The sequence below is a fragment of the Edaphobacter aggregans DSM 19364 genome (assembly GCF_000745965.1).
Lineage (GTDB): Bacteria > Acidobacteriota > Terriglobia > Terriglobales > Acidobacteriaceae > Edaphobacter > Edaphobacter aggregans.
On the sequence record NZ_JQKI01000002.1, the window covers coordinates 121,956 to 137,539 of the forward strand.

Sequence of the window (15,584 nt, forward strand, 5' to 3'; positions counted from 1 at the left end):
GGAGAGATTGAGAGAGTGCCTGCTTATATCTTGCAAGAGGGCCAGTTAAACGTATTCAAGATTGGGCGTACCACGGGGAATGTAGAAGACGTCATTCGAGCCCTGCACCGGGGAAACTCCCAGCCTCTCTCCTTATTCGACATCGTTGTGACGGACCAGGAGAGTGTCTGCGAGGCCTTCTTTCACCGGCGTCTCCGTTCGAAGCGAGTGGCGCGAGGCGGTGGACGGGAGTTCTTCGAGCTTGAACCAGGAGAGATGCGCAGAACGATCTCTACCTTTTGGCAGATGTTTGAAGAACTGGAGGAAGCTCAGCGGGCCGTTAGCGATTTGAGCAGGCTGCAGAGTTCCGATCAAATGCTGGAGCCTACCGCTGAAGACGAGCAGCTCCTGCGGCGGCTGATCATGAACAAAGAGGAGCAGGAGTATCTCCGGTTCGAGTGCGAACTGATCGAAAACAAGCTGAAGCAGCGCATCGGAACTGCGGCGGGGCTGCGGGGGGGGGGTGGCGACCTGGAAGACGCAGGTGATCCGTCGGTTCGATGAGAGTTTGTTCCGGTCTTCGGATCGGCAGCGGTACGAGGAATTATTGGAGCGGTATCACCGTCTCGATACTGCGGCATGGGTCTCGATACTGCGGCATGGAAGGATGCTCGGCCGGACGAGTACCGATCCGTCCAGACGACGTATTTCACTCCGGATGTCCGGCGGACGTTCAGGCCAGAGCGATAGAATCTCTATTGCGGCGACGCCCGATCTCTGGCATACTCAAGAGAGCGTCTCAACTCGCCGTTGAGACCAGTCGATGACCACGCCCCGGAGGAACTTCTTCGAGAGGGGTGGGAGATGAGGAAAGATGGCTAGGAAGATCTCCAAGAATCTGGCGAAGGCGCGTGCGCTTGTTGAGTCCCGTCCTTACGTCTTGGCGGACGCGGTTCCGCTGCTCCAAAAAGCAAAGTACGCAAAGTTTGATGAGACGGTCGACCTGACGCTGCGTCTGGGGGTCGACCCCAAGCACGCCGACCAGATGGTTCGCGGCACCGTCGTTTTGCCGCACGGCCTGGGCAAGACCAAGGTTGTGGCTGTAATCGCCTCGGGCGACAAGGTGAAGGATGCCGAGGCTGCGGGCGCTGAGTTCTTCGGCGGCGAGGAGTTGGTCGAGAAGATCCAGAAGGAGAACTGGACGGCGTTCGATGCGCTGATCGCGACTCCCGACATGATGAAGTCGGTCGGTCGTCTCGGTAAGGTTCTCGGACCGAAGGGCCTGATGCCGAACCCGAAGACGGGCACTGTGACCACGAATGTGGCCGACGCGGTGAAGGAGATCAAGGCCGGTAAGGTCGAGTTCCGCACCGACAAGACGGCTCTGGTTCACGTTCCGGTTGGCAAGCTCTCGTTCGATCCGCAGAAGCTGATCGACAACGCGACGACCGTGATCACCAGCGTGGTGAAGGCGAAGCCTGCCGCGGCGAAGGGCAAGTACATCAAGGGCGTGACGCTGAGCTCGACGATGGGCCCCGGGATTCAGCTGGACTACGCGGCGGCTGAGGCTGCCGGCAAGGTCTAAGAGGCCGGTTCGGGATTAGCCGCGGCTGGAGACAGCGGATGCGGCGCACATTTTCAGCTGGCGAATGAGGGCCAGCAGTGAAGGCTAGGATTTTTATGGCACTGTCCAGATCACAGAAGTTGGATAAGGTAAAGAAGCTTGCGAGCGAGCTGGAGACCTCGACCTCGGCCATTATCGGTACGTTTACCGGGCTGACGGCGTCGAAGGACTTCGACCTGCGCAAGGCGGTTCGCGCGGCCGGCGGAAGCTACCACGTGGTGAAGAACAAGCTGGCTGCGAAGTCGGCTGAGGGAACGAAGATTGAGGCGGCTCTCAAGGGCCTGAAGGGCGTCAACTCGGTCGCCTACACCTCGGGAGATCCGGTGGCTCTGGCCAAGGCGCTCTCCACCTGGGTGAAGGACAACTCGGAGTTCACCTTCAAGCTGGGCATCGTTGACGGTAAGGTCATCAATGTCCAGGAGATCGGCGATCTGGCGAACATGCCGGGCAAGGAAGAGCTCTTTGCCAAGCTGCTGTTCCTGATCAACGCTCCGGCTCAGCGGCTGGCAACGGTGATCAACGCGACCGGACGCAATCTGGCCGTGGTGATCAACCAGGGTGTCGAGAAGGAGAAGTTCACTGGTTCGGCTCCTGCTGCGAAGGCTGAGGCAGCGGCTCCGGTCGTTGAGGCTCACGTCGAGGAGTCGGCGGCAGGCGGGCAGCCCTCGGGTGCGGCGCAGCCGGAGAATGCGACGGCGTCGCAGGCTGGCGAGGCGGCTGGTGCGGCTCCGGTCGAGGGGTAAGGTTTCGTCCGGTCTTGTTCGGGTGCGCTGGTCTGGGCGCAACGGAAACCCGAAAGGGGCTGGGCAACGGAGGCGGAACAGGGCTTCCGGAGAGGTAACGGCAGTACAAAGTTCAGAAGTACATGGAGAGAAAAATGGCGGATATTCAGCAGTTGGAAGATCAGATTGTCAGCCTGAGCCTGCTTGAGGCTTCGGCTCTGGTAAAGAAGCTTGAGGAGCGCCTTGGCGTCTCGGCTGCGGCTGCGGCCGTGGCGGCTGCTCCGGCGGCTGGCGGCGGCGCTGCGGCGGCTGCTCCGGCTGAGGAGCAGACCGAGTTCACCGTCATCCTGAAGGATGCGGGCGCGAATAAGATCAACACCATCAAGGCTGTGCGCGAAGTCACCGCCCTTGGCCTGAAGGAAGCCAAGGACCTGGTCGACGGAGCCCCCAAGCCCCTGAAGGAGAACATCTCGAAAGACGACGCTGCTGCAATCGCGAAGAAGTTCGAGGGTGTTGCGACGGTCGAGATTAAGTAATCAGCCGGTCAGTTGCACTTCCGGGCGGAACGAGTTATTCTTGGAAGAGATTCGTTCCGCCTCGTTGTGCTATTGGCGGGCCATAACTTGCAGCGGCGGTTCACTACGCGGTTCACTACTTAGATATACGGTTGTACTCCGGCCCATCCTCTCATGGAAGAGGGGTTAGGGGGCCGGCCATTATGCGTCTCTAGCGGCGGATGCGCATAGTGCCACAGGTTTCAGGCGGACAGCAGCGAATTTGGGGCAAGGCGAGCCTCAAACTGGCGGCAGGCATTCATATTATTTCGATCGAAATAGTGCACAAGTCGACCTTTGCGCTCGCGGGACACGCTGTCCCTTCGAGCGCTTTGCCGCGTTTTCAGTTCGTTTCACCCTGCAGTGCAGGGCTTGAGGCAGAAGCACGCGTTCCTTATAGCAGATTCGGTGAGCGGCAGACGAGTTGGACGCTGTGAAAAGTTTTTGAAAAGTTTTTGAAGAGTTTTTGAAGATCGGAAAAGAGAGAAGTGCCGTCGGCGAGTGGCGGCGAGAGATTTGCGCACGGGATGGCCATCATCGAGGGCGGTCTGAACCGAAGACGACAGAGGCGCAAGAGAAATAACCAGGAGGGCCTAAACCGAGGCTCTCCCCTTCGCGAAGGAGATCCTTCCGAAGGTCCTCGAAAGGTACTGATTCAGGGAGAGAGCATGTCCAGCGAAATGCGCGCGATCCGCAGCCGTCTTGATTTTTCCAAGATTCCAACCGCAATCGAAATTCCCAACCTCATCGAAGTACAGCGCCGCAGCTACGAGCGCTTCCTGCAGATGGACAAGCTTCCGCAGGAGCGTGAGGACAACGGCCTGCAGTCGGTCTTCACCTCGGTCTTCCCGATCACCGACTTCCGCAATGTGTCGGAGCTGGAGTTCGTCGACTACTCGATCGGCAACTGGGAGTGCAAGTGCGGCTACCTCAAGGGGCTGAATCACCTGCGCACGGCCTGCGTCAACTGCGGCCACATGGTCATCACCGACCCGTTCCACCCGGGCGAGGTCCTCTGCAACTTCTGCGGAACCTACAACAAGAACACCCCCGACTTCTGCACCAAGTGCGGCGACCCCGTGGGTCTGCAGCTGAAGTACGACCAGGCCGAGTGCGAGGAGCGCGGCATGACCTACTCGGCGCCGCTCAAGGTCACCATTCGCCTTAAGATCTATGACAAGGACCCGGAGACCGGCGTCAAGAGCCTGCGCGACATGAAGGAGCAGGAGGTCTTCTTCGGCGACATCCCGCTGATGTCGGCCAATGGCACCTTCATCGTCAACGGCACCGAGCGCGTCATCGTCTCGCAGTTGCACCGCTCGCCCGGAGTCTTCTTTGAAACCGCGAACAACCGCACCTACTTCCTCGGCAAGATCATTCCGTACCGCGGCAGCTGGGTCGAGTTCGAGTACGACCAGAAGAACACCCTCTACGTTCGCATCGACCGCAAGCGCAAGTTCCTCGGCACCATCTTCCTCCGCGCCCTCGGTCTGCGCACCGACGAGGAAATCCTCAAGACCTTTTACACGGTCGACACCATCAACGTGAAGGACGGCAAGCTGAGCTGGAAGGTCGCTCCTGAAGGCGTGCACACCAACCTGCAGGGCACGCGTCCCGCGACCGCGATCGTGGTCAAGGGCGAAGAGCTCGCTCCCGCGACCCGCAAGATCTCCGCGCACTCGCTCAAGGGTCTGCGCTCGCATAAGATCGAGCAGGTCGAAGTCGAGACCTCCGAGTTCGATGGTGCGATGACAGCCGCCGACGTCGTCGACCTCACCACCGGCGAGCTGCTCTACGAAGCCAACCAGGAGCTGACCGCCGACAAGCTGCACAAGATTCAGCAGTCGGGCGTGACCCGCTTCGAGGTCTTCTTCCCCGAGCGCGACGACGTGGGCAACATCATCACCAACACGCTGCGCCGCGACTCGGTACGCAAGCCCGAAGAGGCTCTCATCGAGATCTACCGCAAGCTGCGTCCGGGCGACCCGCCGACGCTCGACACTGCGACGGCGCTCTTCGAGGGCATGTTCTTCGATCCGCGCAAGTACGACTTCTCGCGCGTGGGCCGTCTGAAGTTCAACATTAAGCTGTACGAGAACCAGGACGCCACCGGCCTCGACAAGCGCACGCTGACGCCTGAGGACTTCTACGGCACCATCCGCTACCTGCTGAAGCTGCGCAAGAACATCGGCGTGGTGGATGACATCGATCACCTCGGCAACCGCCGCGTCCGCGCCGTCGGCGAGCTGATGGAGAATCAGTTCCGCATCGGCCTGGTCCGCATGGAGCGCGCCATCAAGGAGAAGATGTCGGTCTACCAGGAGATGTCGACGGCGATGCCGCACGACCTCATCAACGCGAAGCCCGTCATGGCCGCCATCCGCGAGTTCTTCGGCTCCTCGCAGCTCTCGCAGTTCATGGACCAGACCAACCCGCTCTCCGAGATCACGCACAAGCGCCGCCTCTCGGCCCTTGGGCCGGGTGGTCTCTCGCGTGAGCGCGCTGGCTTCGAGGTCCGCGACGTGCATCCCACGCACTACGGCCGCATCTGCCCGATCGAGACGCCGGAAGGGCCGAACATCGGTCTTATCTCCTCGCTCAGCTGCTTTGCGCGCATCAACGAGTACGGCTTCATTGAGTCGCCCTACCGCCGCGTGAAGGACGGCCGTGTGCTCGACTACGTCGCAGTCTCGAACGCCGGTGAGAGCGGTCTGCGTCAGGGCGACTACCTCGAGGTAAGCGAGGCCAAGAAGCTCAACGACCAGCTGAAGAAGGACAAGAAGCGCACGATGGACCTGGTTCCGTTCAGCTTCTACCTCTCAGCCTGGGAAGAGGACCGCCACACCATCGCGCAGGCGAATATCGAGCTCGACGAGCACCAGCACATCGTGCAGGACATCGTCGATGCCCGCCGCCAGGGCAACTTCGTCCTCGTCAACAAGGCCGAGGTCGACTACGTCGACGTCTCGCCGAAGCAGCTTGTCTCTGTCGCCGCCTCGCTCGTCCCGTTCCTCGAGCACGACGACGCGAACCGCGCTCTGATGGGTGCGAACATGCAGCGCCAGTCCGTTCCGCTGCTGGTCTCCGAGGCTCCGTTCGTCGGAACCGGCATGGAGGGCGTCACCGCCCGCGACTCCGGCGCCGTCATCCTTGCCAAGCGCAACGGCATCGTGGATTCAGTCGACTCCGAGCGCATCATCGTGCGCGTCGAAGGCGAGCATCACCCCACCCAGCTCTCGCGTGAGGTCGGCTCCGACATCTATCAGCTCACGAAGTTCAAGCGCTCGAACCAGAACACGTGCATCAACCAGAAGCCGGTAGTCCGCAAGGGCGACCGCGTGCTGAAGGGACAGGTCATTGCCGACGGTCCGTGCACGGAGCAGGGCGAGCTCGGCCTGGGCCGCAACGTCCTCGTCGCCTTCATGCCGTGGCGCGGTTACAACTTCGAGGACGCGATCCTCATCTCCGAAAAGCTGGTCCGCGAGGACTATTACACCTCGATCCACATCGAGGAGTTCGAGATCGAGGCCCGTGACACGAAGCTGGGACCGGAAGAGATCACCCGCGATATCCCGAACGTCAGCGAGCACGCTCTGCGTGACCTCGATGAGTCGGGCATCATCCGCATCGGCGCCAAGATCGGCCACAACGACATCCTCGTCGGCAAGGTCACGCCGAAGGGCGAGACGCAGCTTACTCCCGAAGAGAAGCTGCTCCGCGCCATCTTCGGTGAGAAGGCCGGCGACGTTCGCGACGCCTCGCTGACCTGCCCTCCCGGAATCGAGGGAACGGTCGTTGACGTCCGCATCTTCTCCCGCAAGGGACAGGAGAAGGACGAGCGCGCCAAGCAGATCGAGCAGGAGCAGATCGAGAAGCTCGAGCGCAACCTCGCCGATGAGATCCGCATTCTCACCGACGAGCGTCTGAAGCGTCTCGAAGCCATCCTCGGCGGCAAGGAGGTTCAAGCCGACCTCCACGACGAGCGCACCAACAAGAAGCTGCTCTCGAAGGGAGAAGTTCTCAACCGCGACACCATCGAGCTGATCTCGACGCGTAACCTGAAGCGTATCCGCTACGCCGACAAGGATCCGCGCGTCAACGAGCAGATCGACGAGATCGAAGAGATGACCTCGCGTCAGATCGACGTTCTGCGCAAGATCACCAACGAGAAGATCGGCAAGATGTCCAAGGGCGACGAACTCGCTCCTGGCGTCATCAAGATGGTCAAGGTCTACATCGCCATGAAGCGCAAGCTCTCGGTCGGCGACAAGATGGCCGGACGCCACGGGAACAAGGGCGTCATCGCCCGCATTCTGCCGGAGGAGGATATGCCGTACCTCCCGGATGGAACGCCGGTCGAGATCGTTCTGAACCCGCTGGGCGTGCCTTCGCGTATGAACGTCGGACAGATCCTCGAGACGCACCTGGGCTGGGCCGCGCACGAGCTTGGCAAGCAGGTCGCCGAGGCCGCGGAGAAGATGGAGTCGGCCAACGAAGTTCGCGAGCTCTTCAAGGCGCGCTTCGTCGGCACCGCCGCTCTCAACCAGCTCCTCGCTCTCGACGACGAGCAGACCCTGCGCGTCGCCGCCGGCATGAAGCGCGGCATCTGGTTCGGCACGGCAGTCTTCGACGGTGCGCGTGAGACCGAGATCAAGGCGCTGCTCCAGGCCGCTGGTCTTCCCAGCTCCGGCAAGAGCCTTCTGCATGACGGCATGACGGGAGACGAGTTCGAGCAGCCCGCAACCGTTGGCTACATCTACATGCTGAAGCTCTCGCACCTGGTCGACGATAAGATCCACGCCCGTTCGATCGGACCGTACTCGCTCATCACCCAGCAGCCGCTCGGTGGTAAGGCGCAGTTCGGCGGACAGCGCTTCGGTGAGATGGAGGTCTGGGCGCTCGAAGCATACGGCGCAGCCTACATCCTGCAGGAACTGCTCACCGCGAAGTCCGACGACGTCTTCGGCCGTACGAAGATCTACGAGGCCATCGTCAAGGGCGAGGCAGCGATCGAACCCGGCGTGCCGGAGTCGTTCAACGTTCTCATCCGCGAGTTGCAGTCGCTCTGCCTCGACGTCGAGCTGATCAAGCAGGCCGACCAGAAGAAGCAGCCGCTGCCGTCGATCGCAGCAGCCGACTAACCGTACGGAAGCCTGAGGAGGCGCAAACCTCCTCAGGCGCCACTCACCTTATGCAGTGGCAAGACAATCGAAATCGAGCTTCAGATCCAGAACCACCGGTAACGCGATACGCCGAGAGTTATCGCAGAGATTAGCAACCGCAGCACACGCTGCACCCCTGCAAGCGCAGGAAAAGGGAGACGCCAAATATGTTCCGCTCCAGCCCCTTCGAACTGACCGGACCGATCGCTGACTTCGACGCGATCAAAATTCAGCTCGCCAGCCCCGAGAAGATCCGCAGCTGGTCTCACGGCGAGGTCACCAAGCCGGAAACCATCAACTACCGCACCTTCAAGCCCGAGCGCGATGGCCTCTTCTGCGCCCGTATCTTCGGCCCCATCACCGACTGGGAGTGCCTCTGCGGCAAGTACAAGCGCATGAAGCACCGCGGAGTCATCTGCGATAAGTGCGGCGTCGAGGTCACGCTGTCGAAGGTCCGCCGCGAGCGTCTCGGCCACATCGAGCTCGCCTCCCCCTGCTCGCACGTCTGGTTCTTCAAGGGCCTACCCTCGCGCATCGGCCACCTCCTCGACATTTCGCTGCGCGAGCTTGAGGCCGTCCTCTACTTCGAGTCCTACGTCGTCGTCGATCCAGGCGACGCGCCGGTCAAGGAGCGCGAGGTCATCAAGGACGAGACCAAGTTCCGCGAGCTCGACCAGCAGTACCGCCCCACCGGCTTCAAGGCCATGATGGGCGCCGAGGCCATCAAGGAGCTGCTCAAGCGCGTCGACGTCGCCGAGCTGGCGACGGAGCTGCGCGAGCGCATGAAGCAGGAGTCCTCGCTTCAAAAGAAGCTCAAGTACTCCAAGCGCCTTAAGATCGTCGAGGCCTTCCGCAAGTCCGACAACCTGCCGCAGTGGATGATCCTCGACGTGATCCCCGTGATCCCGCCGGAGCTTCGCCCCCTCGTGCCGCTGGACGGCGGCCGCTTCGCGACCTCGGACCTCAACGATCTCTATCGTCGCGTCATCAACCGTAACAACCGCCTCAAGAAGCTCATGGACCTCCATGCGCCTGAAGTCATCGTGCGCAACGAGAAGCGCATGCTCCAGGAGGCCGTCGACGCTCTGTTCGATAACGGCCGCCGTGGCCGCGTGCTGCGTGGCGCCAACAATCGTCCGCTGAAGTCGCTCTCCGACACCCTCAAGGGCAAGCAGGGCCGCTTCCGTCAGAACCTGCTCGGCAAGCGCGTCGACTACTCCGGCCGCTCCGTTATCGTCGTCGGTCCTGAGCTCGCGCTGCACCAGTGCGGTCTGCCGAAGAAGATGGCGCTCGAGCTCTTCAAGCCCTTCATCTATCACCGTCTGGAGCAGACCGGCCACTGCACCACCATCAAGCAGGCCAAGGAGATGGTGGAGCTGCAGGAGCCCATCGTCTGGGACATCCTCGAAGAGGTCATCAAGGATCACCCGGTCCTTCTGAACCGCGCCCCGACGCTGCACCGCCTCGGCATCCAGGCCTTTGAGCCTGTGCTCGTCGAGGGCAAGGCCATCAAGATTCACCCGCTCGTCTGCACCGCCTTCAACGCGGACTTCGACGGCGACCAGATGGCCGTGCACATCCCGCTCTCGCCTGAGGCGCAGATTGAGGCCTCCGTGCTGATGCTTGCATCGCACAACATCCTCTCCCCCGCCAGCGGTCAGCCGATCACCGTCCCCACGCAGGACCTCGTTCTCGGTCTCTACTACCTGACTAAGGCCAAGGTGAATGCGAAGGGTGAAGGCCGCGTCTTCGCGAACATCGAAGAGGTGCTGATGGCGCTCGAGGCCAAGCAGGTCGAGACGCTGACGCCCATCCGCCTGCGCTACACCGGCCCCGTGCTCGACATGACGACGGCCTACGACGACCAGGACATCACCCACACCGAGCCGGTCGAGTTCAACAAGCAGTACATCAACACCACGGTCGGCCGCGCGATCCTCAACGACGCGCTCCCCGAGGGCATGCCGTACATCAACGGCCTGCTCAAGAAGAAGGGAATCGGTCAGCTGGTGAACTTCTGCTACCTGAACCTCGGTCTTGAGACCACGGTGAAGACGCTCGATCGCATCAAGGACCTCGGCTTCCGTTACGCCACGCGCTCGGGTCTCTCGGTCGGCCTCGACGACATGGTCATCCCGGAGTCGAAGTACACCGTCGTCTCCGAGGCCGAAAAGCAGGTCATCAACGTCCAGCAGCAGTACCTTGACGGCGCCATCACCAACGGTGAGCGCAACAACAAGGTCATCCAGATGTGGTCAGCCATCACCGAGAAGGTCGCTGACGAGATGTTCAACAACATGAAGCGCGCGGACAAGGAAGGAGCCATGAACCCGATCTACATCATGGCCGACTCTGGCGCCCGCGGTTCGAAGCAGCAGATCCGTCAGCTCTCCGGCATGCGCGGACTCATGGCCAAGCCCTCCGGCGAAATCATCGAGACCCCCATCACGGCGAACTTCCGTGAAGGCCTCACCGTGCTGCAGTACTTCATCTCGACGCACGGCGCGCGTAAGGGGCTTGCCGACACCGCGCTCAAGACGGCAGACTCGGGCTACCTGACCCGCCGCCTGGTCGACGTAGCGCAGGATGTCATCATCTCGCAGAACGATTGCGGTACGGTTGAGGGCATCTACGTGACACCCATCATCGAAGCCGGCGAGACCATCGAGCCACTCCGCGACCGTATCATCGGCCGCGTATCGCTCGAGAAGCTGAAGGACTATGAGGGCAACGTCATCGTCGAAGTGAACCAGGAGATCGACGAAGAACTGGCCAACGCCATTCAGGCCGCAGGTATCGAGCGCGTCAAGATTCGCTCGGTGCTCACCTGCGAGTCCAAGCGCGGAGCCTGCATCCTCTGCTACGGCCGTAACCTCGGCTCGGGCAAGATGGTCGAGATGGGCGAGGCCGTCGGCGTCATCGCGGCGCAGTCCATCGGCGAGCCCGGAACCCAGCTCACCATGCGTACCTTCCACATCGGCGGAACGGCATCGCGCGTCTCGGACACCTCGCACATCGAGGCCAAGAACGCCGGAGCCGTGCGCTTCATCAACCTCGTCACCGTCCGCTCCAAGAGCGGCGACCTGGTCGCGATGAACCGCAACGGCTCCATCGCCATCGTCGACGAGAAGGGACGCGAGAAGGAGCGTTACGCCATCGTCTACGGCGCCAAGCTCAAGATCGAGGACGGCGCTCACGTCAACCTCGGTGACCGCCTCGGCGAGTGGGACCCCTACACCTTCTCCATCCTCACCGAGATCGCCGGCACGGTCCAGTTCAAGGACCTGCAGGAGGGCGTCACCCTGCACGAAGAGATCGACGAGGTCACCGGCCTCTCGCGTCTCGTCGTCGCCGACTCGGCCGACGAAAAGCGTCAGCCCACCATCGTCATCAAGTCCGCGCAGGGCAACAAGCGCTACCTGATGCCGAGCCGCGCTCACCTCATGGTGGCCGATGGCGACGAGATCTTCCCCGGCGACGTGCTGGCCAAGATCCCGCGCGAGACCACCCGCACCAAGGACATCACCGGCGGTCTGCCCCGTGTCGTCGAGCTGTTCGAGGCCCGTAAGCCGCGCGACCCCGCAATCATCTCGAAGATCGACGGCGTCGTTCGCTTCGGTGAAGTCTCCAAGGGCCAGCGCAAGGTCTACGTCACCGCCGACAACGGGCAGGAAGAGGAGTACTCGGTCCCGCGCGGCGTCTACGTCAACGTGCAGGAAGGCGAACGCCTCCGCGCCGGCGACGCGCTCATCGACGGTCCCCGCAATCCGCACGACATCCTTGAGGTGCTCGGCGAGCGCGCACTGCAGCAGTACCTGGTCAACGAGATCCAGGAGGTCTACCGCCTGCAGGGCGTCGCCATCTCCGACAAGCACATCGAGGTCATCGTCCGGCAGATGCTCCGCTGGGTCAAGATCGAAGAGGTCGGCGACACCACCTTCCTCATCGACCAGCAGACCGACCGCTTCCGCTTCAACGCGGAGAACCAGCGCGTCCTGATGACGGGCGGACGTCCGGCCATCGGCCGCTCGCTCCTGCTCGGCATCACCAAGGCGTCGCTGTCGACCGACAGCTTCATCTCGGCCGCCAGCTTCCAGGAGACCACCCGCGTCCTCACCGAGGCCTCCATCAACGGCTCGATCGACACGCTCCGTGGCCTCAAGGAGAACGTCATCGTCGGCCGCCTCATCCCCGCCGGCACCGGCATGGAGTACTACCGCAATGTCCAGCTCTCACCCGAGCTCGAGGAAGCGGCAGCCCAGGTCCAGGCCGAGGTCCAGGAAGCGCACGACGCCGAAGAGCGTGAGCTCGAGGCGATGCGCATGGAAGGCGAACAGGAAGAGATGGCCGCCGAGTAAGCGAAGCCGGATCCTCAATACCAATGGGCGGACTCCAAAGAGTCCGCCCGTTCTTCTTAACATTGACTGCCATTCCTTATCCCACTACCCTGTGACTATGAACGTGAGCCTCAAGTACGCGGAGACGCATCTTGACGACCTAGTCTCTGCCGCGGACCGCGGAGAAGAGGTTGAGATCACGCGTCCGGAAAAGCCTCCTTTGAAGCTCGTCGTCGTGGCAGAGTCAGCCGCTCGTCCCTCCGGCAAGCGCATTCTCGGCGCCGGCCGCGGCGAGTTTCGCGTTCCCTCCGAAGAGGAGTGGCGCGCGATGGACGAAGAGCTGGCTCGCCAGATGAACGACAATCCGCTCTTTCCATCCTCCAAATCGTGAAGCTGTTATTCGACTCGCACGTCATCCTCTGGACCGTCTACGAACCGGAGCGCCTCTCTCCCCTCGTCACAGAGTTGGTCACCGACGAGGCGAACGAACTCTACGTGAGTCTCGCCACAGTCTGGGAACTCGGCAACAAGGCTGTCGTCCATCGACTCCCCCTGGCGGGTTCTTCGGTGGAACGCATGATAGAACGCATCGAGCAGCTGGGAGTTATCTTCCTGCCCATCACCCGGTCGGAGATCCTCGCCTCAATCAATCTTCCCCATCACCATGCCGACCCCTTCGACCGCGTGCTCATCGCGCAGGCACAAGCCCATCAGCTTCATCTGCTCACCAAAGATGCACACATCGCTCGCTATGACGTGCCCATTCTCTGGCAATAATGCCGACCCGCCGGCATGGAGTACTACCCGCAATGTACAGCTCTCCCCGAACTCGAGGAAGCGGCAGCCCAGGTCCACTCCCTCTGGGAGATTGCCATCAAAATCAGGACCGGAGAGCTCAACGCCATCGGCTCATCCGTCACCTACATCCGCGACGAGATGAACGCCTACAGCATGGAACTCCTCCCCATCCGTTACGAGCACATCCTCCATCTCGAATCCCTCCCGTCGCATCACGGCGACCCCTTCGACCGCCTCCTCATCGCCCAGGCCCTCACCGAGCGACTCCCCATCCTCACCGCCGACCGGGTCTTTCGCAGCTACGGCGCCAAGACCATCTGGTAGCCCAAAGCTCTCAAAACGGCATCCAACAACCCATGACGAACTCTCCCGCAACCTCCAGCAAGGACCACAGACCGGGACCGGCGCTCTTCATCGTCATGCTGATCATCATCGTCGGAAGCATTCTTCTGTTTCTGATACTGCGACCGATACCTTCATGAAGCATGCCCCAACCAGCAAAGCCGGTCTCCCCGTCCCACCCGCGAAAACTCCAGCAAACTGCGTGTCAAGATGCAAGAAGCACAACCGCCGCTGCCCCACCGTCCGCAAGCCCAACAAACAAAACGTTTTTTCCTCCGAAAAACTTTGTTGGCAGAAGCGCCGATCAATTCCACTCAATCTCGTAAACTTTAAATAGTCGGGGAAATTCGAAGAGAGGGACCAGCCAAAAGTGCTGTCCCGTAACTCTTTCAGAATCTAGATTTTGGCCCATAACACCTTTGAATGGAATATTTTGTCCTATGGAAAACGCGTAATCAACTCATTCAAAGTAACTTACCAAAACAAAGGGGAGGGTGTCCCCCAATAAAACATGAAAGGCAGACTCGTCGAGGAGTCTGCCTTCGAAAGTGAGCAGTAACTGCGTATTGCCGGACTTACCGAGCCGGGCTCAGCAGGTCGATCTCGAGGTTTACGGGGAAGGCTACGGGCTGCTTGCTGACCGTGCCCGGCTTGAAGCGGTACTGCGCAACGGCTTCAAGAACATTCTTGCCGAGCTCCGGCCCGACCGAGCGGACGATCTTCAGGTCGGTCGGAACGCCATTGGGATCAACGACCATGCCGACGACGACCGTCTTGTTGATTCCGGTGACGGCCCAGGGCCAGGTGTTATCCGAAGAGACGCTAACCGAGTGGATGAGCTTCGGGATCTCGACTCCGGTCGAGACGCGAAGCGGCTTGGCGGAGGAGGTACCGTGGTCGGATGCGCCGATGGCGGCAGGGGCAGCGAGTTTGGACTCCAGTTGGGCAGGCGAATTTGCCTGAGCGTGAAGCAGGACGGGGGAAAGGGCGAGGGCGGCCAAAAATGCTTTACGCATCGTTTTTCTCCTGACGGATAGAAGTACCCGTCACCAATATACTTTGGGCATTATACGATTGTCAATTATTATTTTGGGCATTCTCATTTCTCCTTTATTTTCAGCTTGTTGGTTTCGAAGGAATACCAGAAAACCCAGGTTCTGCAGTGAGGTGGAAGAAAGTCTTGTCAGCAGACAAAATGCACATTCTTCAGGCGAAGCACCCGCCGAGCCGACGCGGTATGCTTCTCCAAATGCAGAACGTACTCGTCATCGACATCGGAGGCACGCACGTCAAGGTCGCCTCAACGGAGCAGCGCGTGCCGTTGAAGATTCCCTCCGGTCCCACAATGGCCGCGCACCAGATGGTCCAGCAGGTCGTGCTCGCCACCAAGGGGTGGAAGTACGACCGCATCTCTATCGGCTATCCCGGACCAGTCCTGCACGATCGTCCGCTGGCAGAGCCGCACAACCTGGCCGCGGGATGGATCGACTTCGACTACGAGAAGGTCTTCGCCAAGCCCATCCGCTTCATCAACGATGCGGCGATGCAGGCACTCGGAGGCTATCGCGGCGGACGCATGCTCTTCCTCGGCATCGGAACCGGTCTCGGCTCGGCGATGGTCTTCGAAGGCGTCGTCATCCCGCTGGAGCTGGCGCACCTTCCGTATCGAAAGAACCGCACCTACGAGGAGTACTTAGGTAAGGCCGGCCTGGAGCTTCGCGGCAAGAAGCGCTGGACCAAGTCCGTGCTCGATGTCATCGAGCGACTGAAGGCCGCGATGGTCTGCGAGTACGTCCTGCTGGGAGGCGGCAACGCCAAGCTGATGAAGGGTCTCCCGCCGCACGTGATTCTCGGCGCCAACAGCAACGCGATCGACGGCGGAATCCGCCTGTGGCAGAGCCCCGAGGAAAGAAAGATCCTCGTCGCACCGCACAAGGATCTTCCTATCGAAACAACGCCTCTGCGAAAAGGGCATTGGCAGAACATCCCGAGCGAAGTGAAGCCGATTCACTAGCTCGCCGCGCCGGGCAGAGAGACTTCTGCTTTAATCAGAAGAGAGCTACACG

Annotated in this window: 11 protein-coding genes; 10 read left to right on the plus strand and 1 reads right to left on the minus strand. The window is 61.1% G+C overall.

The features are described from left to right. Positions 1–15: 15 nt before the first annotated feature. From Q363_RS03325 to Q363_RS03365, 9 genes are all read left to right on the plus strand, one after another. Entirely contained in the window at positions 16–543 is a 528-nt protein-coding gene (locus Q363_RS03325) for a GIY-YIG nuclease family protein (RefSeq protein ID WP_035347894.1), read from the plus strand. Positions 544–853: 310 nt separating this feature from the next. Beyond that, on the plus strand, positions 854–1,564 hold the full coding sequence (gene rplA, locus Q363_RS03330; protein ID WP_035347895.1) for a 50S ribosomal protein L1: 711 nt from the start codon (positions 854–856) through the stop codon (positions 1,562–1,564). A gap of 95 nt (positions 1,565–1,659) precedes the next feature. Further along, entirely contained in the window at positions 1,660–2,346 is a 687-nt protein-coding gene (gene rplJ, locus Q363_RS03335) for a 50S ribosomal protein L10 (RefSeq protein WP_035347896.1), read from the plus strand. A gap of 134 nt (positions 2,347–2,480) precedes the next feature. Next, the gene (gene rplL, locus Q363_RS03340) at positions 2,481–2,861 is read left to right on the plus strand and encodes a 50S ribosomal protein L7/L12 (protein WP_035347897.1); all 381 of its coding nucleotides are present in this window, start codon (positions 2,481–2,483) and stop codon (positions 2,859–2,861) included. A 686-nt stretch (positions 2,862–3,547) separates the two neighbouring features. Continuing rightward, on the plus strand, positions 3,548–8,020 hold the full coding sequence (gene rpoB, locus Q363_RS03345; RefSeq protein WP_035348011.1) for a DNA-directed RNA polymerase subunit beta: 4,473 nt from the start codon (positions 3,548–3,550) through the stop codon (positions 8,018–8,020). Between the two features lie 188 nt (positions 8,021–8,208). Continuing rightward, positions 8,209–12,399, plus strand: a complete 4,191-nt coding sequence (gene rpoC, locus Q363_RS03350; RefSeq protein WP_035347898.1) for a DNA-directed RNA polymerase subunit beta' — start codon at positions 8,209–8,211, stop codon at positions 12,397–12,399. A 103-nt stretch (positions 12,400–12,502) separates the two neighbouring features. Beyond that, complete coding sequence (locus Q363_RS03355; RefSeq protein ID WP_157466499.1) at positions 12,503–12,769, plus strand: type II toxin-antitoxin system Phd/YefM family antitoxin; 267 nt, start codon at positions 12,503–12,505, stop codon at positions 12,767–12,769. After that, positions 12,766–13,155, plus strand: coding sequence for a type II toxin-antitoxin system VapC family toxin (locus Q363_RS03360; protein WP_035347900.1), 390 nt, complete (start codon positions 12,766–12,768; stop codon positions 13,153–13,155). Before Q363_RS03355 ends, Q363_RS03360 begins: the two co-directional genes overlap by 4 nt. A gap of 15 nt (positions 13,156–13,170) precedes the next feature. Continuing rightward, on the plus strand, positions 13,171–13,500 hold the full coding sequence (locus Q363_RS03365) for a type II toxin-antitoxin system VapC family toxin (protein WP_051978297.1): 330 nt from the start codon (positions 13,171–13,173) through the stop codon (positions 13,498–13,500). 593 nt (positions 13,501–14,093) lie between these two features. Here Q363_RS03365 and Q363_RS03370 read toward each other — a convergent pair. After that, positions 14,094–14,534, minus strand: a complete 441-nt coding sequence (locus Q363_RS03370) for an energy transducer TonB (RefSeq protein ID WP_035347901.1) — start codon at positions 14,532–14,534, stop codon at positions 14,094–14,096. A gap of 179 nt (positions 14,535–14,713) precedes the next feature. Here Q363_RS03370 and Q363_RS03375 point away from each other — a divergent pair, with 179 nt between their 5' ends. Continuing rightward, positions 14,714–15,532 (plus strand): ROK family protein, encoded by an 819-nt coding sequence (locus Q363_RS03375; RefSeq protein ID WP_245632013.1) that lies wholly within the window; start codon positions 14,714–14,716, stop codon positions 15,530–15,532. The last annotated feature ends 52 nt before the right edge of the window (positions 15,533–15,584 follow it).

What these genes read in the sequence shown, in the direction of transcription:
- rplA (WP_035347895.1), top strand. Translation starts at nt 854, where the DNA reads ATGGCTAGGAAGATCTCCAAGAATCTGGCGAAGGCGCGTGCGCTTGTT.
- rplJ (WP_035347896.1), top strand. Translation starts at nt 1,660, where the DNA reads ATGGCACTGTCCAGATCACAGAAGTTGGATAAGGTAAAGAAGCTTGCG.
- rplL (WP_035347897.1), top strand. Translation starts at nt 2,481, where the DNA reads ATGGCGGATATTCAGCAGTTGGAAGATCAGATTGTCAGCCTGAGCCTG.
- rpoB (WP_035348011.1), top strand. Translation starts at nt 3,548, where the DNA reads ATGTCCAGCGAAATGCGCGCGATCCGCAGCCGTCTTGATTTTTCCAAG.
- rpoC (WP_035347898.1), top strand. Translation starts at nt 8,209, where the DNA reads ATGTTCCGCTCCAGCCCCTTCGAACTGACCGGACCGATCGCTGACTTC.
- Q363_RS03365 (WP_051978297.1), top strand. Translation starts at nt 13,171, where the DNA reads ATGGAGTACTACCCGCAATGTACAGCTCTCCCCGAACTCGAGGAAGCG.
- Q363_RS03370 (WP_035347901.1), bottom strand. Translation starts at nt 14,534, where the DNA reads ATGCGTAAAGCATTTTTGGCCGCCCTCGCCCTTTCCCCCGTCCTGCTT.
- Q363_RS03375 (WP_245632013.1), top strand. Translation starts at nt 14,714, where the DNA reads ATGCACATTCTTCAGGCGAAGCACCCGCCGAGCCGACGCGGTATGCTT.